The following is a 22,230-nucleotide window of genomic DNA, read 5'->3' as shown; positions in this document are numbered from 1 at the left end:
CGCTCGAATTTTTCTTTAGCCATTTTTCCGACTCCGAAAAAAATCTAAATCACTACAACAGGATTTGGCGCAACCCCATCTAGCGAGCGCACCAGAGAGAATGGTGCCCATGGGCAGGATCGAACTGCCGACCTCTCCCTTACCAAGGGAGTGCTCTACCACTGAGCCACATGGGCCTTGAAGCCGCCGAAGCAACCTCAAAAAACTTTGCTTGCAAACTGGAGCGGGAGACGGGAATCGAACCCGCGTCATTAGCTTGGAAGGCTAGGGTTCTACCATTGAACTACTCCCGCACAGATTGACTGCACGCTGCCACCTTTTCAGATGACTTCTCTTCTTCACCATTACTGGTGGAGGGGACTGGATTCGAACCAGTGTAGGCGTAAGCCAACAGATTTACAGTCTGCCCCCTTTAGCCACTCGGGCACCCCTCCGAAGAGATTTGAATTCTAGCACCGTTTTTTTCGTCTGAAAAAATTCAGTGCATTTTTTTCTCAGGCCACCGAGGCGATCCAAGAAAAATGTGGCGCGGCTGGCGGGGATCGAACCCACGACCCTTGGCTTCGGAGGCCAATACTCTATCCACTGAGCTACAGCCGCTCAAGGCATCGCTGCCCTGCACAAGCCAATGATTGTCGCATGACTTTGCACTACCGCGTACAAGCCCCGCGGCCCCGCCCGCTCATTGGGCAGGAGCCTCCGAAACCGTGAAGCCCAGCCCGCGCAGGCAGACATCCACCGCCTGGGCACCCACTTGCTTGAGATCAAAAGCCCGCCCCAGCAGCCAGCTCTGCAGCAGCCCGTCAAACATGGCACACAGTGCGATCGATGCCTGGTGCGCCGACATGGGCATGGTGACTGCATGGCTTTCGGCGGCGGCACACAGCGCCAACTCCAGCCGGGACGAAAAGGAGTCCAGTGCCGCGCGATTGCGCTCCTGCACCGGCATGAGTTCGCCCACGTACTCCACCTTGAGCAACAGGATCTCGAAGACGCGCCGCGTGCTGTCGTCATCCGCAATGCGCCCGAAGACCACCGCCATCAGGCGCCGCACATATTCCAGCGCATCGCATTCGGAGTCATCTTCGCAGTCGCCCTGAGCGGCCTGCTCCAGCGGGAGCGTGACGCGATCCAGCATGGCATAGAAGAGATCCAGCTTGTCCTTGAAATGCCAGTAGACCGCACCGCGCGTGGCGCCGGCTCGCTGGGCAATCTCGTTGAGCGAGGCCCGGGCGACACCCTGCTCGTAGAACACTTGCTCCGCAGCGTCCAGCAGACTGTTGCGCGTTGCAAACGCATCTTCTTTCGTTCGTCGTGCCAAGATGTATTTCCTTCCATCGTTGAGCCCGGCCATGCCACGCTACGCCATGCTTCGCGCCGCCTTGCAGCAACTGCGGTCATTATACATTCATGTATGTATGTATAATCCGCGACTTGCCCGTGGACACGGGCGTTCCGGATAGCGCTGACCGGAACGTCAACATCGTTATTTGATTCAGCACAAGGACCCATCATGCCCAGCACACGCAGCAATGTGTCAGCCGCTCCGTCCCCTTACAACAGTCTGCGCCTCACCACCGTGGCCCTGGCCGTCACCGCCGCAATGGCCATGGCCGCCTGCGGGAAAAAGCCCGAAGAACAAGCTGCCGCACAGCAGCAGATGCCCGCCGTCCCTGTAGGTGTGGTGGTGGCCACCCCCGCCGATGTGGGACTTGTGACCGAGTTGCCCGGCCGCGTGGACGCGCGCCGCGTGGCCCAGATCCGGGCCCGTAGCGCCGGCATCGTGCAGGAGCGCCTGTTCAAGGAAGGCAGCGACGTGAAGGCCGGCCAGGTGCTGTACCGCATCGATCCGGCGCCCTACCAGGCGACGCTGCAAAGTGCCAAGGCCACGCAGGCCCGTGCCGAGGCCAACCAGGCCCAGGCACTGGCGCAACTGGAACGCTACCGCCCGCTGGTTGCCGCCAACGCGATCAGCAAGCAGGACTTCGTCAATGCAGAGGCTGCCTACAAGCAGGCCCAGGCTGACGTCGCGGCCGGCAAGGCCTCCGTGCGGACCGCCGAGATCAATCTTGGCTATACCAGCGTCACCGCCCCCATTTCTGGCCGCATCGGCCAGTCTCTGGTGACCGAAGGCGCGCTGGTCGGCCAGGGCGAGGCGACCCCGCTGGCCGTGGTCCAGCAGATCAATCCGGTCTATGTGAATTTCACCCAGTCGTCCAGCGAAGCCTTCCGGCTGCGCCGCGCGATGGAGCAGGGCAAGCTCAAGAAGGCCGATGGCGCCGAAGCCGCCAGCGTCGAGGTGCGCCTGGACGATGGCACGGCCTACGAACTCAAGGGCAAGCTGCTGTTCACCGACCTGACCGTGGACAGCTCCACCGGCCAGGTCACGCTGCGTGCCGAGGTGCCCAATCCCAAGGGATTGCTGCTGCCCGGCATGTATGTGCGCGTGCGCATGGAGCAGGCCCAGGCGTCCAACGCCATTGCCGTGCCTCAGCAGGCGGTGACGCGCACCGAGACCGGCGACACCGTGAGCGTGGTCAGCGACGACGGCAAGATCACCAAGCGCCAAGTGAAGGTGACCACGGCCCAGAACAACCAATGGCTGGTCAGCGAAGGCCTGCAGGCGGGCGAGAAGGTGATGGTCGACGGCTTCCAGAAGCTGCAGATGCTGCCACCCGGCACGCCGGTCAAGCCCGTACCGTGGCAGCCCGAGGCCGCAGGCGCCCAGAAGCCGGCCGGCACGGCAGCGCCAGCCCCGCAAGCCGCAGCCGATGCCAAGCCTGCGGACCAGGCAGACAAGAAGTAATCAAGGGGCTCAGCAATGGCCAAGTTCTTTATCGACAGACCGATCTTTGCATGGGTCGTCGCGCTGTTCATCATCGTCCTCGGTGGTATCGCGCTGACCAAGCTCCCGATCGCTCAATATCCCAAGGTGGCTCCTCCGGCCATCGTCATCAACACGGCCTATCCAGGCGCGTCCGCGAAGGTGCTCGAAGACAGCGTGCTGTCCGTGATCGAGCGCGAGATGAACGGCTCGCCCGGTCTGGTCTACATGGAGTCTGTGGCCCAGGCCGACGGCACGGGCAGCATCACCATCAGCTTCGAGGCCGGCACCAACGTGGACCTGGCGCAGGTGGACGTGCAAAACCGCCTCTCGCGCGCCACGCCGCGCCTGCCTGCTTCGGTGACGCAGCAGGGCGTTCGCGTGGACAAGGCGTCGTCCAACTTCCTGCTGTTCATCATGCTGTCGTCCGAGGACGCCAAGGCCTATGACACGGTGGCCCTGGGCGACTATGCCTCGCGCAACATCGTTCCCGAAATCCAGCGTGTGGCAGGCGTGGGCCAGGCACAGCTGTTCGGCACGGAAAAGGCGATGCGCATCTGGTTCGATCCCGCCAAGCTGCAGGGCTACAAGCTCTCGGCCGAGGACGTGACAGCCGCCATCCGCAGCCAGAACGCCCAGGTGGCCAGCGGCGCCATCGGCGACCTGCCCAACATCACGGGCCAGAAGATCGCCGCCACGGTGACGGTGATGGGCCAGCTGTCTTCGATCAGCCAGTTCGAGAACATCGTGCTGCGCGCCAATGCCGATGGCTCCACCGTGCGACTCAAGGACGTGGCCACCATCGAGATCGGCGGCCAGGCCTACGCGACCTCCGCCCGCCTGAACGGCAAGGATGCCGTGGGTATCGGCGTGCAGCTGACGCCCAGCGGCAATGCGCTGGCCACGGCCAAGGCCGTGCATGCACGCATGGAGGAACTGAAGAAGTTCTTCCCCAAGGGCGTGAATTACTCCATTCCCTACGACAGCTCCAAATTCGTGAGCATCTCCATCGAGAAGGTGGCCCACACGCTGCTGGAAGCCATCGTGCTGGTGTTCCTGGTGATGTACCTGTTCCTGCAGAACTGGCGCTACACGCTGATCCCGACCATCGTGGTGCCCATTGCACTGCTGGGCACCTTCGCGGTCATGCAGGCCGTGGGCTTCTCGATCAACGTGCTGGCCATGTTCGGCATGGTGCTGGTCATCGGCATCGTGGTGGACGACGCCATCGTGGTCGTGGAGAACGTCGAGCGCATCATGAGCGAGGAAGGCCTGCCGCCGCGCGAGGCCGCGATCAAGGCCATGGGCCAGATCTCGGGCGCCATCGTGGGCATTACGCTGGTGCTGATCGCGGTGTTCATACCGCTGGCTTTCTTCGCGGGGTCCACCGGCAATATCTACCGGCAGTTCTCCATCGTGATGGTCGCCTCCATCAGCTTCTCGGCCTTCATGGCGCTGACGCTGACACCGGCTCTGTGCGCAACGCTGCTCAAGCCCGTGGAGGCCGGCCACAACCACGAGAAGAAAGGCTTCTTCGGCTGGTTCAACCGCACGTTCGCACGCTCGGCCAAGTCCTATGAAGGCTGGGTGGCTCGCCTGCTCAAGCGCTCGGTGCTGATGATCGGCGTGTACCTGGCCGTGATCGCCGGTGCCGTGGTGGTGTTCCGTGGCCTGCCGACCTCGTTCCTGCCGACCGAGGACCAGGGCTACTTCATCGTCAACGTGCAACTGCCTCCTGGCGCCGCCAAGGAGCGCACGCTGGAAGTCATGAAGCAGGTCGAGGAGGCCGTGCTGCCGCAGCCCGAAGTGGCCAACATGGTCAGCGTGCTGGGCTTCAGCTTCTCCGGCCAGGGCCAGAACGCCGCCCTCGCCTTCGTGCCGCTCAAGGACTGGTCCGAACGCAAGGGAGCGGACTCCACGGTGGATGCCATGACGGGCCGCATCATGGGCATGACGGCGGGCATACGCGACGCCTTCGTGTTCGCCGTGAACCCGCCGCCCATTCCCGAACTGGGCAATGCCGTGGGCTTCTCGTTCCGCCTGCAGGATCGTGCCGGCCACGGCCACGATGCGCTGATCAATGCGCGCAACATGCTGCTGGGCATGGCCGGGCAGAGCAAGGTGCTGGCCGGCGTGCGTCCCGACGGCCTGGAAGACGCGCCGCAGCTGCGCATCGAGATCGACCGCGACAAGGCCAACGCACTGGGCGTGGACTTCACCTCGATCAATGCGGCGCTGTCCACGGCACTGGGCTCGTCCTACGTCAATGACTTCCCCAACCAGGGTCGTCTGCAGCGCGTGATCGTGCAGGCCGACGCTCCGGCCCGCATGCAGCCCGACGATCTGCTGCGCCTGAACGCGCGCAATGCCAAGGGCGATCCGGTGCCGCTGTCCACGTTCGCGACCACCAAGTGGGTCAAGGGCGCGCAGCAGACGGTGCGCTACAACGGCTACCCGGCCGTGCGCATCGAAGGCTCGGCTGCTCCGGGCTTCAGCTCGGGCGATGCCATGGACGAGATGGAAAAGCTGGCTGCCAAGCTGCCCGAAGGCTTCGGCTTCGAGTGGACCGGCCAGTCGCGTGAGGAAAAGCTGGCGGGCTCCCAAGCCATCTTCCTGTACGCCTTCGCCATCCTGGCCGTGTTCCTGTGCCTGGCCGCTCTGTACGAGAGCTGGTCGATTCCGCTGTCGGTGATTCTGGTCGTGCCGCTGGGTCTGCTGGGCGTGGTGCTTGCCACCTTGCTGCGCAACTATTCCAACGACGTGTACTTCCAGATCGGACTGGTGACGGTGATCGGCCTGTCGGCAAAGAACGCCATCCTGATCGTGGAGTTCGCCAAGGACCTGCAGGCCGAAGGCAAGGGCCTGATCGAGGCCGCGCTGGAAGCCGCGCACCTGCGGTTCCGGCCCATCATCATGACCTCGCTGGCCTTCGGCCTGGGCGTGGTGCCTCTGGTGATCGCCTCCGGCGCCAGCTCCGCCAGCCAGCGTGCCATCGGCACCGGCGTGCTCGGCGGCATGATCACCGGCACCGTGCTGGCCGTGCTGTTCGTGCCCACCTTCTTCGTCGTGGTGCGCAAGCTGTTCAAGGGCAAGATCAAAACGCACAACCCGCCGTCCACACCGGCCGGCAAGGAGGCCTTGAGCCATGATTAATCGCAGTACCCCGGTGGCCATCGCCACCGCCGTGCTCCTGGCGGGATGCTCGCTCATCCCCACCTACGAGCGCCCTGCCGCTCCGGTCGCGGCCCAATACACCCGCGCGAACGCCACTGCTGCGGCAGAAGGCGGAACGGCTGCCGCACAGCTGCCCTGGCAGGATTTCTTCCAGGACGCACGCCTGCAGCAACTGGTGCGCACCGCGCTGGACAACAACCGCGACCTGCGCGTGGCCGCGCTCAATATCGAGCGCGCCCAGGCGCAGTACCGGATCACGCGCGCCGACCAGTTCCCGACGGTCGGTGCAGGCGTCAACGCCAGCCGCGCCCCGAATACCACGGGCTCCGGCACCAAGTACGTCAACAGCTACCAGGTCGGCCTGGCCGTGACCTCCTGGGAGCTGGACTTCTTCGGGCGCATCGGCAGCCTGAAGGAAGCGGCCCTGGCCCAGTACCTGGCCACCGAGGAAGCGCGCCGCGCCGCGCAGACCAGCCTGGTGGCCGCCGTGGCCAGCGGCTGGTACACGCTGCTGGCCGACGAGCAGTTGCTGAAGATCTCGCGCGACACGCTGCAGACCCGCGAAGAGTCGATCAAGCTGACCAAGCTGCGCTTCGACACGGGCGTGGCCTCCGAGCTGGACTACCGCCAGGCCGTCTCGCTGACCGAAGCTGCGCGCGCCACCCTGGCGCAGCAGCAGCGCCAGCGTGCCCTGGACGAGAACGCCCTGGTGCTGCTGCTGGGCCAGGCGCTGCCTGCGGACGTGGTCGCCAGCCTGGGCTCCAGCCAGGGCCTGCGCGACACGGCCGACCTGCCTGCAGTGCCGGCCGGCCTGCCGTCTGACCTGCTCACGCAGCGCCCCGACATCCGCCAGGCCGAGCAGCAACTGATCAGCGCCAATGCCAACATCGGCGCGGCGCGTGCGGCCTTCTTCCCGCGCATCACGTTGACCGGGCAGTTCGGCACGGCCAGCAACGAGCTGTCGGGCCTGTTCAAGAGCGGCAGCTGGGGTTTCACCCTGGCGCCCTCGGCCCTGCTGCCCATCTTCGATGCGGGCCGCAACTCGGCCAATCTGGCTGCGGCCAAGGTCGATCGCGAAGTGGCCATTGCGCAGTACGAGAAGTCCATCCAGAGCGCCTTCCGCGAAGTCTCCGACGCACTGGACAGCCAAGGCACGCTGCGTGACCAGATCATGGCCCAGCGCGCCCAGCTCGAAGCCGAGCAGGCACGCCTGAAGCTGTCCGACCTGCGCTACAGCAACGGCGTGGCCAGCTACCTGGACCTGCTGGACGCACAGCGCACCCTGTTCGCGCTGGAGCAATCCACCGTGAGCGTGCGCCTGGCGCAACTGCTCAATCAGATCGAGCTGTACAAGGCTCTGGGCGGCGGCTGGACCGACAGGACGGCGACAGCGGCTGCAACCACGCAAACTCCCGCGCAGCAATAACCGCATCTGCCGCGCCAACCGCAAAGAGGCGTTCACCGCAAGGTGAACGCCTCTTTGTCATTCAGTGCGGCAAGCATTTGCCAATTGCTTGATCCATCTCATGGCATATGTGCGTCCCAGGTCAACCCGGGTCTGCGCGCAGTGTCTGCAAGAGGGCCGTCGATATAATTTGTTGTTGACTCACGCCCCCACAACACAAGAGGACTTCATGAGCGCAACCCACACCGAAGAAGCCCATACGGGCCCGATCAAGAATCCCAGGCAACTGCTGATAGCGGTGTTTTTCTCGTTCGTGGTTCCGGTGTTCGTGATCATCGGCCTCGTGCAGTACGTGAGTTCGGCCGACAAGTCCGGTGCCGGCGCTTCCCAGACCGAAATGGCCAAGGCTCAGCGCCTGCAGAAGATCGGCCTTGTGGAGATCCGTGATGCCAACCGCCCCCTGCGCGCGGGCGAAGAGGTCTACAAGGGCCAGTGCGCCGCTTGCCACGCCACGGGCGCTGCAGGAGCACCCAAGTTCGAGGATGCTGCGGCCTGGGGCCCTCGCCTTGCACAGGGACTGGAAGGCTTGGTGCACTCGGCACTCAAGGGCAAGGGCGCCATGGCCCCTCAGGGTGGCGGCGACTTCAACGACACCGAAATTGCACGCGGCGTGGTCTACATGGCCAACGCGGCGGGCGGCAAGTTCGAAGAACCCAAGGCCCCTGCCGCAGAAGGCGCCGCGGCAGAAGGCGCAGCAGCCCCCGCCAATTGAGCAACACGCGGGACTTCTGGAACCAACCGGCTTCGGCCGGTTTTTTCATGCCCGCGCAGGACTGCGCACGAAACCGTAGCGCTGCGGCAACGCCTCGGCCCGTACCTCTTCACAGGCCGGCAACGCGCCCGCCTCCAGCGCAGCCGCGGCATCGATCATGTCCTGCGTATGGACCAGGCCCAGGCCGGAAGGCGTCGCCAGGTACAGGCGCCCCGTCTCGTCCATCAGCGCTTCGGTGATGGCCCCGGCATCCAGTTCGGCTCCTGTATGGCTGTGCATCTGCAGGCCCTCGCCATCCCAGCGCAACCGCCATATCCAGGGAGCATTCTCCAGCTCCACATACACGCGCTGGGGACCGTTCTGGAAGAACCATCGACCATCGGGCTCGGCCAGGTAGTTGCGGGCGATGAAGTCCGCCAGCTTTTCGTTGCGCACCTCCGCGCCCTTGGCTCCCGGGATTGCGCTGTCGAAAGCACCGCTGGCCTGGGCCTGTTCATCGCGCAGATACCAGCGCCCGCGCTCGTCCAGCCCCAGCCAGCCGCTGCAGGCAGGCACATGGGGCCATTTGGCCATGGCCTGCTTCACGATATCGTCCATTGCATTCATCCTTTTTCGCTGTGTGCCAGCCACTGCGTGACGGCCTGCGGCATGGTCAGTACATGTCCTGGCCAACGCCCTTGTGCAAAACCCACATGACCGCCGTGCGGCGGATGCCACAGCGTAACCCGCGGGCCGACTTCGCCTGGCGCCGGCAGGCTGTACGAAGGGACAAAGGGATCGTCCAGCGCATTGAGCAGCAGTGCAGGCACGGCAATGCTGCCCAGCAGCGGTTTGGCCGCCGCCCGATGCCAATAGTCCTGCGCATCACGAAAGCCGTGGACCGGCGCCGTGAACGCATCGTCAAACTCTCTCAGATCACGTGCACGCAGCACGGCATCACGATCGAAGAGACCGGGAAACTGCGCCCACTTGAGCAGCGCCTTGGGCACCAGGGTGCGCAGGAACATGCGCGTGTAGATCCAGCGGTTCAGCCCTTTCCCCAGCGCCGTTCCCCCGGCGGCCAGGTCCAGCGGCGCACTCACCGCCGCCAGGGCCTGCACCACCTCGGCAGCCTTGTCCGCCTGCACGCCCGCCCAGCGTGCCAGCGCATTGCCGCCCAGGGAGACACCTACCGCATGCAGCGGGCGAGAAGACCGCTCGCGCAGGCGGCGCAGTATCCAGTCCACCTCCTGCACATCGCCCGAGTGATAGGCGCGCGGCGCCCGGTTGACCTCGCCGCTGCAGCCGCGAAAGTGCGGCACGGCCATGTGCCAGCCGCGCTGTTCGGCCACACAGGCCATGGCCTGGGCATAGTGGCTGTTCGCCGAGCCTTCAAGGCCATGGAAAAGCACCAGCCATGGCGCATCGGCAGGCAGGGTGGGAGCACTGCCGAAGGCGACATCGATGAAGTCGCCATCCGGGGTATCCCAGCGCTCCCACCGCCACCGGGGTGCCGCATGGCCGGCCGGCCGACGGTGCGCGAACAGCGCCGGCCAGATGGTCTGTGCGTGGCCACCGGGCAGCCAGCGCGCCGCGTTGAATTGATGCATAGAGCCCGTTTGCAGTCCTTGTCCCAGTCGCTGCGAATGGCCTTTGCCCTACAGGGCGGCGGGCCAGGTGCGTAGCACAATCGCCAGCGATGCGCAGCATCGTGCACGATACTGTCTTCCATTGTCGCTTTCAGGTTGTCATCTCATGAAACGTCTAATCGCCACACTTGCCACCGTTCTGGTACTGACCGGCTGCGGCTACAACGATTTCCAGCGCCTTGACGAACAGACCAAGTCGGCCTGGAGCGAGGTGCTCAACCAGTACCAGCGCCGTGCCGACCTGGTGCCCAACATCGTGGCCTCGGTCAAGGGCGAGGCCAATTTCGAGCAGGAGACCCTGACCAAGGTGGTGGAGGCGCGCGCCAAGGCCACCTCCATCCAGGCCACGCCCGAGCTGGTCAACAACCCCGAGGCTTTCAACAAGTTCCAGCAGGCGCAGGGTGAGCTGTCCAGTGCGCTGTCCCGGCTGATGGTGGTGGCCGAGCGCTACCCCCAGTTGCAGGCCAATCAGGGCTTCCGTGACCTGCGCGTCACGCTGGAGGGCACGGAGAACCGCATCACCGTGGCGCGCAACCAGTACATCCAGGCCGTGCAGTCCTACAACGTGCTGGCGCGCAGCTTTCCGACCAATCTGACAGCCAAGGTCTTCAGCTATGAGCCCAAGCCCACCTTCAGCGTGCAGAACGAGGCCGAAATCTCTCGCCCGCCCACGGTGGACTTCGGCAACAAGTAAACCGTGACCACATCCCTGGCGCCGCTCTGGCGCATGCTTTGCGCCCTGCTCCTGGCAGCGTTGTTGCTGCCAGGCAGCGCGCTGGCGCAGGCTCCGCAACCCGTCCCCCCGCTGACGGCCCGGCTCATCGACCAGACGGGCACGCTGTCGCCCGACGAGGCACGGGCCATTGAAGACAGGCTGCGCAGCATTGAACAGAAGTCGGGCTCGCAGGTCGTTGTGCTGATGGTGGCCACCACGGCGCCCGAGGACATCGCCGCCTATGCCTGGCGCGTGGCCAGCGACTGGAAGATAGGCCGCCGCGACGTGGGCGACGGGCTGTTGATGGTGATTGCCAAGAACGACAGGCGCATGCGGCTGGAAGTGGCCCGCGCGCTGGAAGGCGCCATCCCCGACCTGGCGGCCGCTCGCATCATCGACCAGCAGATGACACCGCGCTTTCGCCAGGGCGACTATGCAGGCGGCATTGCCGCTGCGCTGGACCAAGTGGCGGCACGCATTGCGGGCGAGCAGCTGCCGGCCCCCTCCCCCAATGCCCCTTCCTCCAAAAGCCCGGACCGTGGCTTCGACATGGAAGACCTGATGCTGTTCTTCTTTTTCGGTGTGGTCATCGCGGGCCCCATCCTGCGCTCGATGCTGGGCCGGCCCCTGGCCTCGGTGCTGGCAGGCACAGGCGCCGGCATTGCCGCCTATGTGGTGACCACCAGTCTGCTGGTGGCTGGCGGAGCGGGCATCGTCGCTCTGCTGTTCACCTTGCTGGGCAGCGGCCGCTCCGGCAGGGGTGGCGGTGGATGGGGCGGAGGGGGTGGCTACGGCGGTGGTTTTGGCGGAGGCGGCGGACGAAGCAGCGGCGGCGGAGGCTTCAGCTCCGGGGGAGGCGGCAGTTTTGGGGGCGGCGGCGCCTCGGGGAGTTGGTGAGATGGCGGCTGCGATCACAGGCTTTGTTCAGCGTCTGGTCCGGCTGCTGCGCCACCATTGGGCCGAAGGGCAGCTGCGGCGTGCACTCCCACCCGAGACCCTGGCGGAGCTGGAGCGCCTGATCACCATGAGCGAGCAGCGCCATACAGGACAGATCCGTATCTGCGTCGAGCCCGGCCTGCCGCCCAGCTACATCTGGCGCGATGCCACGCCGCGCGAGCGCGCCATCACGCTGTTCGGCAAGCTGCGCGTCTGGGATACCGAGCACAACAACGGCGCCCTGATCTATCTGCTGCTGGCCGACCACGCCATCGAGATCGTCGCCGACCGCGCCCTGGCGCGCACCCTGCCTGCGCAGCAGTGGCAGACGCTGATCAGTGACATGCAGGCCGCTTTCCAGGGCGGCCACTATGCCATGGGCATGACAGCAGCCCTGGAGCGCGTGAGCCTGCTGCTGGAAACCAACTTCCCGCGCGACCCGTTGCAGCCTGTGCACGAAGGTGGCGACAATCTTCCCGATACCGTCGTGATACAGCGGCACTGAGGCAAACCGGCCCTCAGGCCGAGCGCCCCCCTTCATCGAGCTATCGCGGGCACGGAGGCTGTGATAGCGTCACGCCATTTCATCAAGGAGCATCCACACCATGAAGAACACCCTGGCCCGCCTGGGCCTGCTGGCCGCCGTGCTGGCCCTGAGCGCCTGCGCAAGCCCCGTCCTCGATGACTCGCAAGAGTACGACTATGTGCTCAGCTGCAAGCTGCGCGAGGACGACCCCAAGCGATGCGAGCAGCAGATCCGCGCGCTGTGCCCCGTGCCAGCCAAGGCCGTGACGCACAAGTCGCGCACGGTCGACCCCAAGGACAACGCAGTGACCTACGTCTACCAGGCCCGCTGCGGCGACTGAGACGCCTTCGCACCATGAAAAAAGCCGCCCGAGGGCGGCTTTTTTGCGGCTGGTCCCGGGAGGGCTCAGCGCTTTTGGCGGAACTTGCGCAGGGCCGCGATCTGGGCGGCCATGACGGCCAGCTCGGACTGGGCACGCGCCAGATCGACTTCGCTCTTGGCGTTCTTCAGCGCTTCCTCGGCTTCGAGCTTGGCCTTCTCGGCCTTCTCGGCGTCCAGGTCGGCACCGCGGATGGCGGTGTCGGACAGCACGGTCACGCAGTTGGGCTGCACTTCCAGGATGCCGCCGGCCACGAAGACGAACTCTTCGCTGCCGTCAGCCATCTCGATACGCACCGAGCCGGGCTTGATGCGCGTGATCAGCGGAGTGTGGCGGGGAAAAATGCCCAGTTCGCCGGATTCACCGGGCAGGGCGACAAAGCGCGCTTCACCGGAGAAGATGGACTCTTCGGCACTGACCACATCAACATGGATGGTGTTCATCTTTGCTCCTCAGAAAAGGTAGGACTGGAACTTGGAACCGGCAGGGCCCAGATCGGGGACACCGAGCAAGGGCCGCCCCTCGGCGAGGGTGTCGCCCCCCTCCCCCGCAAAGCGGGTAGAGAGGGGGAGGCGACGCAGTCGCTCAGGGGGTGCCGCAGGCTCAAGCCGCCAGCTTCTTGGCCTTCTCGAAGGCTTCGTCGATGGTGCCAACCATGTAGAAGGCCTGCTCGGGCAGGTGATCGCACTCGCCGGCGCAGATCATCTTGAAACCACGGATGGTTTCAGCCAGCGACACGTACTTGCCGGGAGCGCCAGTGAACACTTCGGCCACGTGGAAAGGCTGCGACAGGAAACGCTGGATCTTGCGGGCGCGGGCCACGGTCAGCTTGTCTTCGGGAGCCAGCTCGTCCATGCCCAGAATGGCGATGATGTCGCGCAGTTCCTTGTAGCGCTGCAGCGTGCCCTGCACTTCGCGGGCCACCTTGTAGTGCTCTTCACCCACGACCTGGGGGTCCAGCTGGCGGCTGGTGGAGTCCAGCGGGTCGACAGCGGGGTAGATACCCAGCGAAGCGATGTCACGCGACAGCACCACGGTGGAGTCCAAGTGGGCGAACGTCGTGGCAGGCGAGGGGTCGGTCAAGTCATCGGCAGGCACGTAAACGGCCTGGATGGAAGTGATCGAACCGACCTTGGTCGAGGTGATGCGCTCTTGCAGGCGGCCCATTTCCTCGGCCAGCGTGGGCTGGTAGCCCACGGCGGAAGGCATGCGGCCCAGCAGAGCGGACACTTCGGTACCGGCCAGCGTGTAGCGGTAGATGTTGTCCACGAAGAACAGCACGTCCTTGCCTTCGTCACGGAAGGCTTCGGCCATGGTCAGGCCGGTCAGCGCCACGCGCAGACGGTTGCCCGGGGGTTCGTTCATCTGGCCGTAGACCATGGCGACCTTGGAGTCGTTCAGCGACTCCTGGTTGACCACGCCGGCGTCCGACATTTCGTGATAGAAGTCATTGCCTTCACGGGTACGTTCACCCACACCGGCAAACACCGACAGACCACCGTGGCCCTTGGCGATGTTGTTGATGAGTTCCATCATGTTCACGGTCTTGCCCACGCCGGCGCCACCGAACAGACCCACCTTGCCGCCCTTGGCGAAGGGAGAGATCAGGTCGATCACCTTGATGCCGGTTTCCAGCAGTTCCTGCGAAGGCGACAGCTCGTCATAAGCCGGTGCCTTGCGGTGGATGGGGGCCGTCAGGGCCTGATCCACGGGACCGCGTTCGTCGATGGGGTTGCCCAGCACGTCCATGATGCGACCCAGCGTCGCCTTGCCCACGGGCACGGTGATGGGGTTGCCGGTGTTGGACACCATCAGGCCACGACGCAGACCGTCGGACGAGCCCAGGGCGATGGTACGCACAACGCCGTCACCCAGCAGTTGCTGCACTTCCAGCGTCAGGGCCGAGCCGTCGAGCTTCAGGGCATCGAACACCTTGGGCATTGCGTTGCGGGGGAACTCGACGTCCACCACAGCGCCAATACATTGAACAATCTTGCCTTGCACTTGAGCCATTTTTTGCTCCAATTAGTTTGTCTGTTAAAGCCGTTTACACCGCAGCGGCGCCAGCCACGATTTCCGACAGTTCGGTCGTGATGGCTGCCTGACGCGTCTTGTTGTAGACGAGCTTCAACTCGCTGATGACGTTGCCGGCGTTGTCGGTCGCGGCCTTCATGGCCACCATGCGCGCCGATTGCTCGGACGCCATGTTTTCTGCAACCGCTTGGTAGACCAGGGACTCTGCGTAACGCACGAGCAGCTCGTCGATCACGGACTGCGCATCGGGTTCGTAGATGTAGTCCCAGCTATGGCCAGACGTCTTCTCGGCCTGCATGCTCTCGGACGACAGGGGCAGCAACTGCTCCACCACCGATTCCTGCTTCATGGTGTTGATGAACTTGGTGTAGCTCAGGTACACCGCGCTCAGCTTGCCCGCTGCGTACGCATCGAGCAGCACCTTCACAGGGCCGATCAGCTTTTCCAGATGGGGCGTATCGCCCAGACCCGTCGCGTGCGAAACCACCTTGGCGCCGACACGGTTCAGAAAGCCCAGACCCTTGTTGCCAATGGCCACCGCTTCTGCCGACACGCCTTGATCCTGCAGCTCCCGCAGCTTGGCCGTGACAGCACGCAACACGTTGGTGTTCATGCCGCCGCACAACCCCTTGTCCGTCGTCACAACGATGACGCCGGCAGTCTTGGCATCACCGTTCACTTGCATGAACGGGTGCACGTACTCGGGGTTGGCTTGGCCAAGATGGACTGCAATGTTGCGGATCTTTTCGCTGTACGGGCGTGCAGCCAGCATCCGTTCCTGCGCCTTGCGCATCTTGGATGCGGCCACCATTTCCATGGCTTTGGTGATCTTCTTGGTGTTTTCCACCGATTTGATCTTGCCGCGAATTTCCTTACCTGCTGCCATGATGGCTCCTCGTCCGGTTTAAGCGAACGACTTCTTGAACGCAACGATGGCGGCGTTCAATTCGGCTTCGGAATCCTTGTCCATGGCCTTGGAAGCGTTCAGCTTGTCGATCAGGGCGCCGTGGCTGGTCTTCAGGAACTGGTGCAGACCAGACTCGAAAGCCAGCACTTGCTTGACCTGGATGTCGTCCATGTAGCCCTTGTTCACTGCGAACAGCGAAGCGCCCATCAGGGCGGTGGACAGGGGGCTGTACTGGGCCTGCTTGAGCAGTTCGGTCACGCGGGCACCGCGGTCGAGCTGCTTGCGGGTGGCTTCGTCCAGGTCGGAGGCGAACTGCGCGAAGGCAGCCAGCTCACGGTATTGCGCCAGGTCGGTACGGATACCGCCGGACTGGCCCTTGACCAGCTTGGTCTGTGCAGCACCACCGACGCGCGACACCGAGATACCGGCGTTGATGGCGGGGCGGATACCGGCGTTGAACAGGCTGGTTTCCAGGAAGATCTGGCCGTCCGTGATCGAGATCACGTTAGTGGGCACGAAGGCCGACACGTCACCCGCCTGGGTTTCGATGATGGGCAGAGCCGTCAGCGAACCCGTCTTGCCCTTGACTTCACCCTTGGTGAAGGCTTCGACATAGTCGGCATTCACGCGGGCTGCGCGCTCGAGCAGGCGGCTGTGGAGATAGAACACGTCGCCGGGGAAGGCTTCGCGGCCCGGGGGACGGCGCAGCAGCAGCGAAACCTGGCGGTAGGCTACGGCCTGCTTGGACAGGTCGTCATAGACGATCAGCGCGTCTTCGCCGCGGTCGCGGAAGTACTCGCCCATCGTGCAGCCCGAGTAGGCCGACACGTACTGCATGGCAGCGGATTCGGAAGCGGTGGCAGCCACGACGATGGTGTATTCCATCGCGCCGGCCTGCTCCAGGGCACGCACCACGTTCTTGATCGAGGAAGCCTTCTGGCCGATCGCAACGTAGATGCAGGTAACGCCCTGACCCTTCTGGTTGATGATGGCGTCGATGGCCACGGCGGTCTTGCCGGTCTGGCGGTCGCCGATGATCAGTTCGCGCTGGCCACGGCCGACGGGCACCATCGAGTCGATGGACTTGATGCCGGTCTGCAGGGGCTGGTCCACGGACTGGCGTGCGATCACGCCGGGAGCGACCTTCTCGATCACGTCCGTCATCTTGGCGTTGATCGGGCCCTTGCCGTCGATGGGCTGACCCAGGGCGTTGACCACGCGGCCGATGAGTTCGGGGCCGACGGGCACTTCCAGAATGCGGCCCGTGCACTTGACGGTGTCGCCTTCGGAGATGTGCTCGTACTCGCCCAGAATCACGGCGCCGACGGAGTCGCGCTCGAGGTTCAGCGCCAGGCCGAAGGAGGGCTGGCCGTCCTTGCCTGCGGGGAATTCCAGCATTTCGCCTTGCATCACGTCCGACAGGCCGTGCACGCGCACGATACCGTCGGTCACCGAAACCACGGTGCCTTCGTTACGGATGTCGCTGCTGCCAGCCAGACCCTCGATGCGGCTCTTGATCAGTTCAGAAATTTCTGCGGGATTGAGTTGCATGACTCTTTCCTTCTTTAGCTTTGGTTAGCCGAGACCTCAGTCGCGTTGTTACGCAATGAGGGCCGCTTTCATTTGTTCCAGGCGGGCCTTGACGGAGGTGTCAAGAACTTCATCACCCACCACGACGCGGATGCCACCGATCAGGGACTGATCTTGCTGCACCGACAGGTTCAGCTTTCGGCCGAAACGCTTCTCCAGCGAAGTCCCGAGTGCGGCCAGTGCGGCAGCATCTATGGGGAATGCGCTTTGAACCACGGCGTCGGACGAGCCACCGGCGCGGTTCACGAGGCTGCGAAACTGGGCCGCCACTTCTGGCAGGGCTTGCAGTCGGCCGTTTTCAATGATGACGCGCAGAAAGTTGCGTGCGGCATCGGGCAATGCCGAGCCGGCCACGCCGCTGATGACGTCGAACAGTTGTTCGTCGGTCACCTTGGGGTCGTCGGCCAGCTGGCGCAATTGCGGATTGGCGGCAATCGCCGCCAATTCCTCCGCCCAGGCAACAGTGCCGGACAGGTCAGCACCCTGCTGGGTGCTGGCCTTGAACAGGGCATCTGCGTAAGGACGGGCAATGGTGGCGAGTTCTGCCATGTTTGCTCTTCCTTACAGCTCGGTCTTCAGGCGGTTCAGCAGGTCGGCATGGACGCCGGCATCCACTTCCTTGCGCAGGATCTGCTCGGCGCCCTTGACGGCCAGCGCAGCCACTTGCTCGCGCAGGGCTTCACGGGCCTGGATTGTCTGCTGCTCGGCCTCGGCGCGGGCAGCAGCAACAATCTTGTTGCCTTCTTCGGAGGCACGGGCCTTGGCTTCTTCGATGATGGCCTGGGCACGGCGTTCGGCGTCCGCAAGCCGCGATGCCGTTTCGTTGCGCGTCTGGGCCAGTTCCTGCTCGACGCGCTTGTTGGCAGCGGCCAGGTCGGTCTTGGCCTTGTCGGCAGCAGCGAGGCCATCGGCGATTTTCAGAGCTCGTTCATCCAGCGCCTTCGCGATCGGGGGCCACACGAACTTCATCGTGAACAGCACCAGGATCAGGAAAACGATGGCCTGGACGAACAGGGTCGCGTTGATACTCACGGCAACACCTTTCTATCTAGGGCGTTGATCGGAGCTTAGGCCAGGACGAAGGGGTTGGCGAAAGCGAACAGCAGAGCGATGGCCACACCGATCAGGAAGGCAGCGTCGATCAGACCGGCCAAGATGAACATCTTGGTTTGCAGTTCGTTGATCAGCTCAGGCTGACGTGCCGACGATTCCAGGAACTTGCCACCCATCAGGGCGATACCGATCGAAGCGCCGATAGCGCCCAGACCAACGATCAGACCACAAGCCAGAGCGACGAGACCGAGAATGTTTTCCATGATGACTCCTGAGATTAAAGAAAGAGAAAGGTTGAGAGGGAAAGGAAATGGTCAGTGGGCTTCATGCGCCTGGCCGAGATAGATCAGCGTCAGCATCATGAAAATGAAGGCCTGCAGGGTGATGATCAGAATGTGGAAGATCGCCCAGATAGAGCCTGCAATGATGTGCCCCAAGGGGAGCAACACACCGGAAAGCGACATGGCAGCCGCACCGCCCATCAGAGCGATCAGACAGAACACCAACTCACCAGCGTACATGTTGCCGAACAGTCGCATGCCATGCGAAACCGTCTTGGCGACATATTCAATGATTTGCATGGCCAGGTTCACGACACCCAGGATCAGTGCAAACACGGGATTCTTGCTGGTGCCGAACGGGGCAGTCACCAGTTCGTGGGCCCAGCCGCCCATGCCCTTAATCTTGATGCTGTAGAAGAAGCACAGGATCAGCACGGCCGAGGACAGGCCCAGCGTGGTCGAGAGGTCAGCCGTGGGAACGACGCGCAGGTAGGCGTGCGAGTCACCCTGGAAGCCCTGCCACAGCACCGGCAGCAGGTCCACCGGCAGCATGTCCATGGCGTTCATCATGAAGATCCACACGAACACGGTCAGTGCCAGGGGAGCGATGAACTTGCGGCTTTGCGCGTTGTGGATGTTGGCCTTGGCTTGGTTGTCCACCATCTCGACCAGCAGCTCTACAGCCGCCTGGAAGCGCCCCGGAACGCCCGATGTGGCCTTGCGCGCGGCAAGCCACAGCACGAACAGGCTCAGCACGCCCAGCGTGGCGCTGACGACGATCGAGTCCAGGTTGATGACCGAAAAGTCGATGATCGACTTTTGCTTGATGTTCTGGAGGTGCTGCAGGTGGTGAACGATGTATTCACTTGCAGTAGGTGCGTGCGCGTCTGCGGCCATCGGTCAACTTCTCTTCAAATATCAATCGGTTTTTCGGACACTGGATCGCACTATCAGCGCGACCCAATACGTTTTCATGACGACTACCAAGCCCGCCAGCAGCGCCAGCCAACTCAGCCCCGGGACCAGCTTGGGTGCAGCCGCCAGCATGGCAATGCACAGCACCAGCTTCACCAGTTCCCAGCCAAAAATTCCCACCATGGCGGCTGCAGCGCCGCCCGGCCTCTTTCGTACGACGGCACGCGCAAACAGCGCTGCCGGCAACACCACCGACAAGGCACCGTAGGCAGCCGACCATCCGACCTCGGCGCGCCCCGTCACCAGCCATGCGACCAGTGCCACCAGCACGCCCACCACCGCCTGGACCACCACGAAACGCCACACAGACATCTGCGGGTTTCGCGTGCGCCACTCCTGAGCCTCCTCGGAGGTCAGGGGCTTGAAGTCGGAATCCTCGCCCTCAAGTTCCCTGTCAGCGTCTGTGTCGGCGGCGTAGTTTTTCATTGAATTCTCTAAGGCCGCAGACCAGACAAGACTTTTTCACAAAGCCTCTGATTATAAGTAAAAACCCCTGCCGAACGATAGGGGTTGTTACGGGCATGCCCAAAACGGAGGCGGCGACCGGGCTGTGTGGCAGCCGGCCAACAGCGCCAGCCTCGCGCCGCAGGCCACTTGTTTGTTGTGTGTGGAGTTCTCGTGGCGGACGACGCGGCAGCCCCGGGCTGCGACATGGCCGCGAACGATAGCGCACAATCGCCTCCAACGCCAAGCGATTAACCTTGATTCACCTATGACCGACGCCTCCACCCCTACCCCCACCCCAGCCACCGAGCCGGGCGCGGACCCGCGCAAGGATTCGCTGATCGAGTACCCGTCGCAGTTCCCCATCAAGGTCATGGGCGTCAAGGCCGAGCATCTGGTGCACGAGATCACCCAGATCGCCCAACGCTTCGACCCTGCCTTTGACGCCAGCACCATTGAATTGCGCCCCAGCAGCAGCGGCAAATACCTGGGCGTCACCGTCACGGTGACGGCGACCAGCCGCGAACAACTCGACGATCTGTACCGCGCCTTCACCTCGCATCCGCTGGTGAAAGTGGTGCTGTGAGCACCCTTGACGCGCAGCAGTCGCAGTCATTGGATCTGCGCCTGCTGGGCCGCACGGACTACGAGGCCACGGTGCAGGCCATGCAGGCCTTCACCAGCCAACGCGATGCCGGCACGCGCGACGAGCTGTGGATATGCGAGCACGCCCCGCATTTCACACAAGGCCTCGCCGGCAAAAGTGACCACTTGCTGAGCCCTGGCGACATTCCCGTGGTGGCCACCAACCGCGGCGGACAGGTCACCTACCACGGCCCGGGCCAGGTGGTCGCCTATCCCTTGCTGGACCTGCAGCGCCTGGGCTACTTCGTCAAGGAATACGTGTTCCGCATCGAGGATGCGGTCATCCGCACGCTGGAGCATTTCGGCATCACCGGCCACCGCGTGGAAGGCGCCCCCGGCATCTACGTGCGCCTCGACGACCCTCGCAGCCATGCCATGCTGCCCCAGCGCCCGCAACTGCGCGCGCCCGGCTCGCCCGCGCCCCAACCCGATTTTTCGGGGCTGGGCAAGATTGCAGCCCTGGGCATCAAGGTCAGCCGGCATTGCACCTATCACGGCGTTGCATTGAACGCCGCCATGGACCTGGAACCCTACGGCCGGATCAACCCTTGCGGCTACGCAGGGCTGCAAACGGTGGACCTTTCTACAATCGGCGTTCAGACAACCTGGGACGAAGCCGCGCGCGTGCTGGGACGACAGTTGCAGCGCCGCCTAGCCCCCTGAATCCAGAACCATGACCACCAACACCGTCGTGCGCGAAGCGCAGTCACAAGCCGAGTACAACCCGCTGGCCAAGCAGAAGGCGGCAGCGAAGCTTTCGCGCATCCCGATCAAGGTCGAGCATGGCGAAGCACTCAAGAAGCCCGAGTGGATCCGCGTCAAGGCGGGCAGCCCCACCACGCGCTTCTACGAGATCAAGGACATCCTGCGCGCCAACAAGCTGCACACGGTCTGCGAGGAAGCCTCCTGCCCCAACATCGGCGAGTGCTTTGGCAAGGGCACGGCCACCTTCATGATCATGGGAGACAAGTGCACGCGCCGCTGCCCGTTCTGCGATGTGGGCCACGGCCGCCCCGACCCGCTGGACACTAACGAGCCGCTCAACCTCGCCAAGACGATTGCCGAGCTGCGCCTGAAATACGTGGTCATCACCAGCGTGGATCGCGACGACCTGCGCGATGGCGGCTCGGGCCACTTCGTCGAGTGCATCAAGAACATCCGCGAGCTCTCGCCGCTGACCCAGATCGAGATCCTGGTGCCCGACTTCCGTGGCCGCGACGACCGTGCGCTGGAAATCCTCAAGGCCGCGCCTCCCGATGTGATGAACCACAACCTGGAGACCGCACCGCGCCTGTACAAGGAAGCGCGTCCCGGCTCGGACTACCAGTTCTCGCTGAACCTGCTCAAGAAGTTCAAGGCCTTGCACCCCAAGGTTCCGACCAAGAGCGGCATCATGGTGGGCCTGGGCGAGACCGATGAGGAAATCCTGCAGGTCATGCGCGACATGCGTGCGCATGACATCGACATGCTGACCATCGGCCAATACCTGGCACCCAGCAACAGCCACCTGCCGGTGCGTCGCTACGTGCACCCCGACACCTTCAAGATGTTCGAGGAAGAGGCGTACAAGATGGGCTTCACGCATGCAGCCGTGGGCGCCATGGTGCGCTCGAGCTACCACGCGGACCAGCAGGCACACGCCGCCGGCGTCTGAGCCGGCGATGGCCGCCTGCCTGCAGGGCGGCCTTCTTCACGCACTTCGGGGATGGCCTTTGCAGGCCATCCCCTTTTTCATGTCTGGAGGCATGGCATTCAGGCGCCGGTTTTGACCTGAATACACATTCAGCAACAAACAATCGATGCCATGTGTCACCGGCATCTCGGTTGATGAATTTCCCGATCTCTTTATGATGCCGATTTTCCGAATGCTTTCTGCATTCAAAAAAATCCGAACGACCCCGGAATGCGGCTCAACGACATGAAATCCAGGATTTCGGGCGTT

At 63.7% G+C, this 22,230-nt stretch carries 22 protein-coding genes, 4 tRNA genes and 1 pseudogene; 11 read left to right on the top strand and 16 right to left on the bottom strand.

The features are described 5' to 3' along the window. Positions 1–101: 101 nt before the first annotated feature. From ACF8O7_RS17260 to ACF8O7_RS17240, 5 genes are all read right to left on the bottom strand, one after another. Positions 102–176, bottom strand: a tRNA-Thr gene (locus ACF8O7_RS17260). 43 nt (positions 177–219) lie between these two features. Beyond that, a tRNA-Gly gene (locus ACF8O7_RS17255) sits at positions 220–293 on the bottom strand. A 55-nt stretch (positions 294–348) separates the two neighbouring features. After that, positions 349–434, bottom strand: a tRNA-Tyr gene (locus tag ACF8O7_RS17250). 90 nt (positions 435–524) lie between these two features. Beyond that, a tRNA-Arg gene (locus ACF8O7_RS17245) sits at positions 525–600 on the bottom strand. Between the two features lie 82 nt (positions 601–682). Then, positions 683–1,321: a TetR family transcriptional regulator gene (locus tag ACF8O7_RS17240; protein ID WP_026061988.1), complete on the bottom strand. Its 639-nt coding sequence runs from the start codon at positions 1,319–1,321 to the stop codon at positions 683–685. A gap of 192 nt (positions 1,322–1,513) precedes the next feature. Between ACF8O7_RS17240 and ACF8O7_RS17235 the strand changes: the two genes are divergently transcribed. From ACF8O7_RS17235 to ACF8O7_RS17220, 4 genes and pseudogenes are all read left to right on the top strand, one after another. Beyond that, positions 1,514–2,806, top strand: a complete 1,293-nt coding sequence (locus tag ACF8O7_RS17235; RefSeq protein WP_016448485.1) for an efflux RND transporter periplasmic adaptor subunit — start codon at positions 1,514–1,516, stop codon at positions 2,804–2,806. A gap of 15 nt (positions 2,807–2,821) precedes the next feature. Then, a complete protein-coding gene (locus tag ACF8O7_RS17230) occupies positions 2,822–5,977 on the top strand; it encodes an efflux RND transporter permease subunit (protein ID WP_016448486.1) in 3,156 nt (1,051 codons plus the stop codon). Beyond that, positions 5,970–7,424: an efflux transporter outer membrane subunit gene (locus ACF8O7_RS17225; protein WP_046987756.1), complete on the top strand. Its 1,455-nt coding sequence runs from the start codon at positions 5,970–5,972 to the stop codon at positions 7,422–7,424. Before ACF8O7_RS17230 ends, ACF8O7_RS17225 begins: the two co-directional genes overlap by 8 nt. A gap of 208 nt (positions 7,425–7,632) precedes the next feature. Next, a pseudogene (locus tag ACF8O7_RS17220) lies at positions 7,633–8,163 on the top strand (c-type cytochrome); the annotation flags it as partial. Positions 8,164–8,220: 57 nt separating this feature from the next. On the opposite strand, the gene ACF8O7_RS17215 reads toward ACF8O7_RS17220, so the two are convergent. Then, positions 8,221–8,772 carry a DUF2946 family protein gene (locus ACF8O7_RS17215; RefSeq protein ID WP_016453557.1) on the bottom strand — a complete coding sequence of 184 codons (552 nt, stop codon included), beginning with the start codon at positions 8,770–8,772 and terminating at the stop codon, positions 8,221–8,223. 5 nt (positions 8,773–8,777) lie between these two features. Continuing rightward, complete coding sequence (locus tag ACF8O7_RS17210) at positions 8,778–9,764, bottom strand: YheT family hydrolase (RefSeq protein WP_392443892.1); 987 nt, start codon at positions 9,762–9,764, stop codon at positions 8,778–8,780. Positions 9,765–9,909: 145 nt separating this feature from the next. Here ACF8O7_RS17210 and ACF8O7_RS17205 point away from each other — a divergent pair, with 145 nt between their 5' ends. The 4 genes from ACF8O7_RS17205 to ACF8O7_RS17190 all read left to right on the top strand — a co-directional run bounded on the left by ACF8O7_RS17205 (position 9,910) and on the right by ACF8O7_RS17190 (position 12,320). Next, entirely contained in the window at positions 9,910–10,497 is a 588-nt protein-coding gene (locus tag ACF8O7_RS17205; protein ID WP_016448491.1) for a LemA family protein, read from the top strand. Positions 10,498–10,530: 33 nt separating this feature from the next. Then, positions 10,531–11,415, top strand: coding sequence for a YgcG family protein (locus ACF8O7_RS17200; RefSeq protein WP_016453560.1), 885 nt, complete (start codon positions 10,531–10,533; stop codon positions 11,413–11,415). Between the two features lies 1 nt (position 11,416). Beyond that, entirely contained in the window at positions 11,417–11,959 is a 543-nt protein-coding gene (locus tag ACF8O7_RS17195; protein ID WP_016448493.1) for a TPM domain-containing protein, read from the top strand. A gap of 100 nt (positions 11,960–12,059) precedes the next feature. Beyond that, positions 12,060–12,320 (top strand): hypothetical protein, encoded by a 261-nt coding sequence (locus ACF8O7_RS17190; protein WP_016448494.1) that lies wholly within the window; start codon positions 12,060–12,062, stop codon positions 12,318–12,320. 65 nt (positions 12,321–12,385) lie between these two features. On the opposite strand, the gene ACF8O7_RS17185 is transcribed toward ACF8O7_RS17190, so the two are convergent. The 9 genes from ACF8O7_RS17185 to ACF8O7_RS17145 form a co-directional block, all read right to left on the bottom strand. Beyond that, complete coding sequence (locus tag ACF8O7_RS17185; protein WP_012202358.1) at positions 12,386–12,802, bottom strand: F0F1 ATP synthase subunit epsilon; 417 nt, start codon at positions 12,800–12,802, stop codon at positions 12,386–12,388. A 160-nt stretch (positions 12,803–12,962) separates the two neighbouring features. Next, the gene (gene atpD / locus ACF8O7_RS17180) at positions 12,963–14,372 is read right to left on the bottom strand and encodes a F0F1 ATP synthase subunit beta (RefSeq protein WP_012202357.1); all 1,410 of its coding nucleotides are present in this window, start codon (positions 14,370–14,372) and stop codon (positions 12,963–12,965) included. A gap of 34 nt (positions 14,373–14,406) precedes the next feature. After that, on the bottom strand, positions 14,407–15,279 hold the full coding sequence (gene atpG / locus ACF8O7_RS17175; RefSeq protein ID WP_012202356.1) for a F0F1 ATP synthase subunit gamma: 873 nt from the start codon (positions 15,277–15,279) through the stop codon (positions 14,407–14,409). An 18-nt stretch (positions 15,280–15,297) separates the two neighbouring features. After that, the gene (gene atpA, locus ACF8O7_RS17170) at positions 15,298–16,851 is read right to left on the bottom strand and encodes a F0F1 ATP synthase subunit alpha (protein WP_016448495.1); all 1,554 of its coding nucleotides are present in this window, start codon (positions 16,849–16,851) and stop codon (positions 15,298–15,300) included. A gap of 48 nt (positions 16,852–16,899) precedes the next feature. Next, positions 16,900–17,439, bottom strand: coding sequence for a F0F1 ATP synthase subunit delta (locus tag ACF8O7_RS17165; protein ID WP_012202354.1), 540 nt, complete (start codon positions 17,437–17,439; stop codon positions 16,900–16,902). Positions 17,440–17,451: 12 nt separating this feature from the next. Continuing rightward, complete coding sequence (locus ACF8O7_RS17160; RefSeq protein ID WP_016448496.1) at positions 17,452–17,922, bottom strand: F0F1 ATP synthase subunit B; 471 nt, start codon at positions 17,920–17,922, stop codon at positions 17,452–17,454. 35 nt (positions 17,923–17,957) lie between these two features. Continuing rightward, a complete protein-coding gene (atpE, locus tag ACF8O7_RS17155) occupies positions 17,958–18,206 on the bottom strand; it encodes a F0F1 ATP synthase subunit C (RefSeq protein ID WP_011803767.1) in 249 nt (82 codons plus the stop codon). 51 nt (positions 18,207–18,257) lie between these two features. After that, the gene (atpB, locus tag ACF8O7_RS17150) at positions 18,258–19,121 is read right to left on the bottom strand and encodes a F0F1 ATP synthase subunit A (protein ID WP_016448497.1); all 864 of its coding nucleotides are present in this window, start codon (positions 19,119–19,121) and stop codon (positions 18,258–18,260) included. Positions 19,122–19,142: 21 nt separating this feature from the next. Then, on the bottom strand, positions 19,143–19,625 hold the full coding sequence (locus ACF8O7_RS17145; RefSeq protein WP_016448498.1) for an ATP synthase subunit I: 483 nt from the start codon (positions 19,623–19,625) through the stop codon (positions 19,143–19,145). Positions 19,626–19,911: 286 nt separating this feature from the next. On the opposite strand from ACF8O7_RS17145, the gene ACF8O7_RS17140 reads away from it, so the two are divergent. From ACF8O7_RS17140 to lipA, 3 genes are read left to right on the top strand one after another with little or no spacing between them, the layout of a single operon-like run. After that, positions 19,912–20,229, top strand: a complete 318-nt coding sequence (locus tag ACF8O7_RS17140) for a YbeD family protein (RefSeq protein ID WP_016448499.1) — start codon at positions 19,912–19,914, stop codon at positions 20,227–20,229. Continuing rightward, the gene (lipB, locus tag ACF8O7_RS17135; RefSeq protein WP_016448500.1) at positions 20,226–20,951 is read left to right on the top strand and encodes a lipoyl(octanoyl) transferase LipB; all 726 of its coding nucleotides are present in this window, start codon (positions 20,226–20,228) and stop codon (positions 20,949–20,951) included. The genes ACF8O7_RS17140 and lipB overlap by 4 nt, the downstream gene beginning before the upstream one ends. A 10-nt stretch (positions 20,952–20,961) precedes the next feature. Further along, entirely contained in the window at positions 20,962–21,942 is a 981-nt protein-coding gene (gene lipA / locus ACF8O7_RS17130; RefSeq protein ID WP_013800257.1) for a lipoyl synthase, read from the top strand. Positions 21,943–22,230 lie beyond the last annotated feature (288 nt).

The organism is Delftia sp. WSY_16 (genome assembly GCF_043104415.1).
In the GTDB taxonomy this organism is placed as follows: domain Bacteria; phylum Pseudomonadota; class Gammaproteobacteria; order Burkholderiales; family Burkholderiaceae_C; genus Comamonas; species Comamonas tsuruhatensis.
Note: the sequence above shows the minus strand (reverse complement) of the source record. Positions and strands in the feature narration are given on the sequence as shown.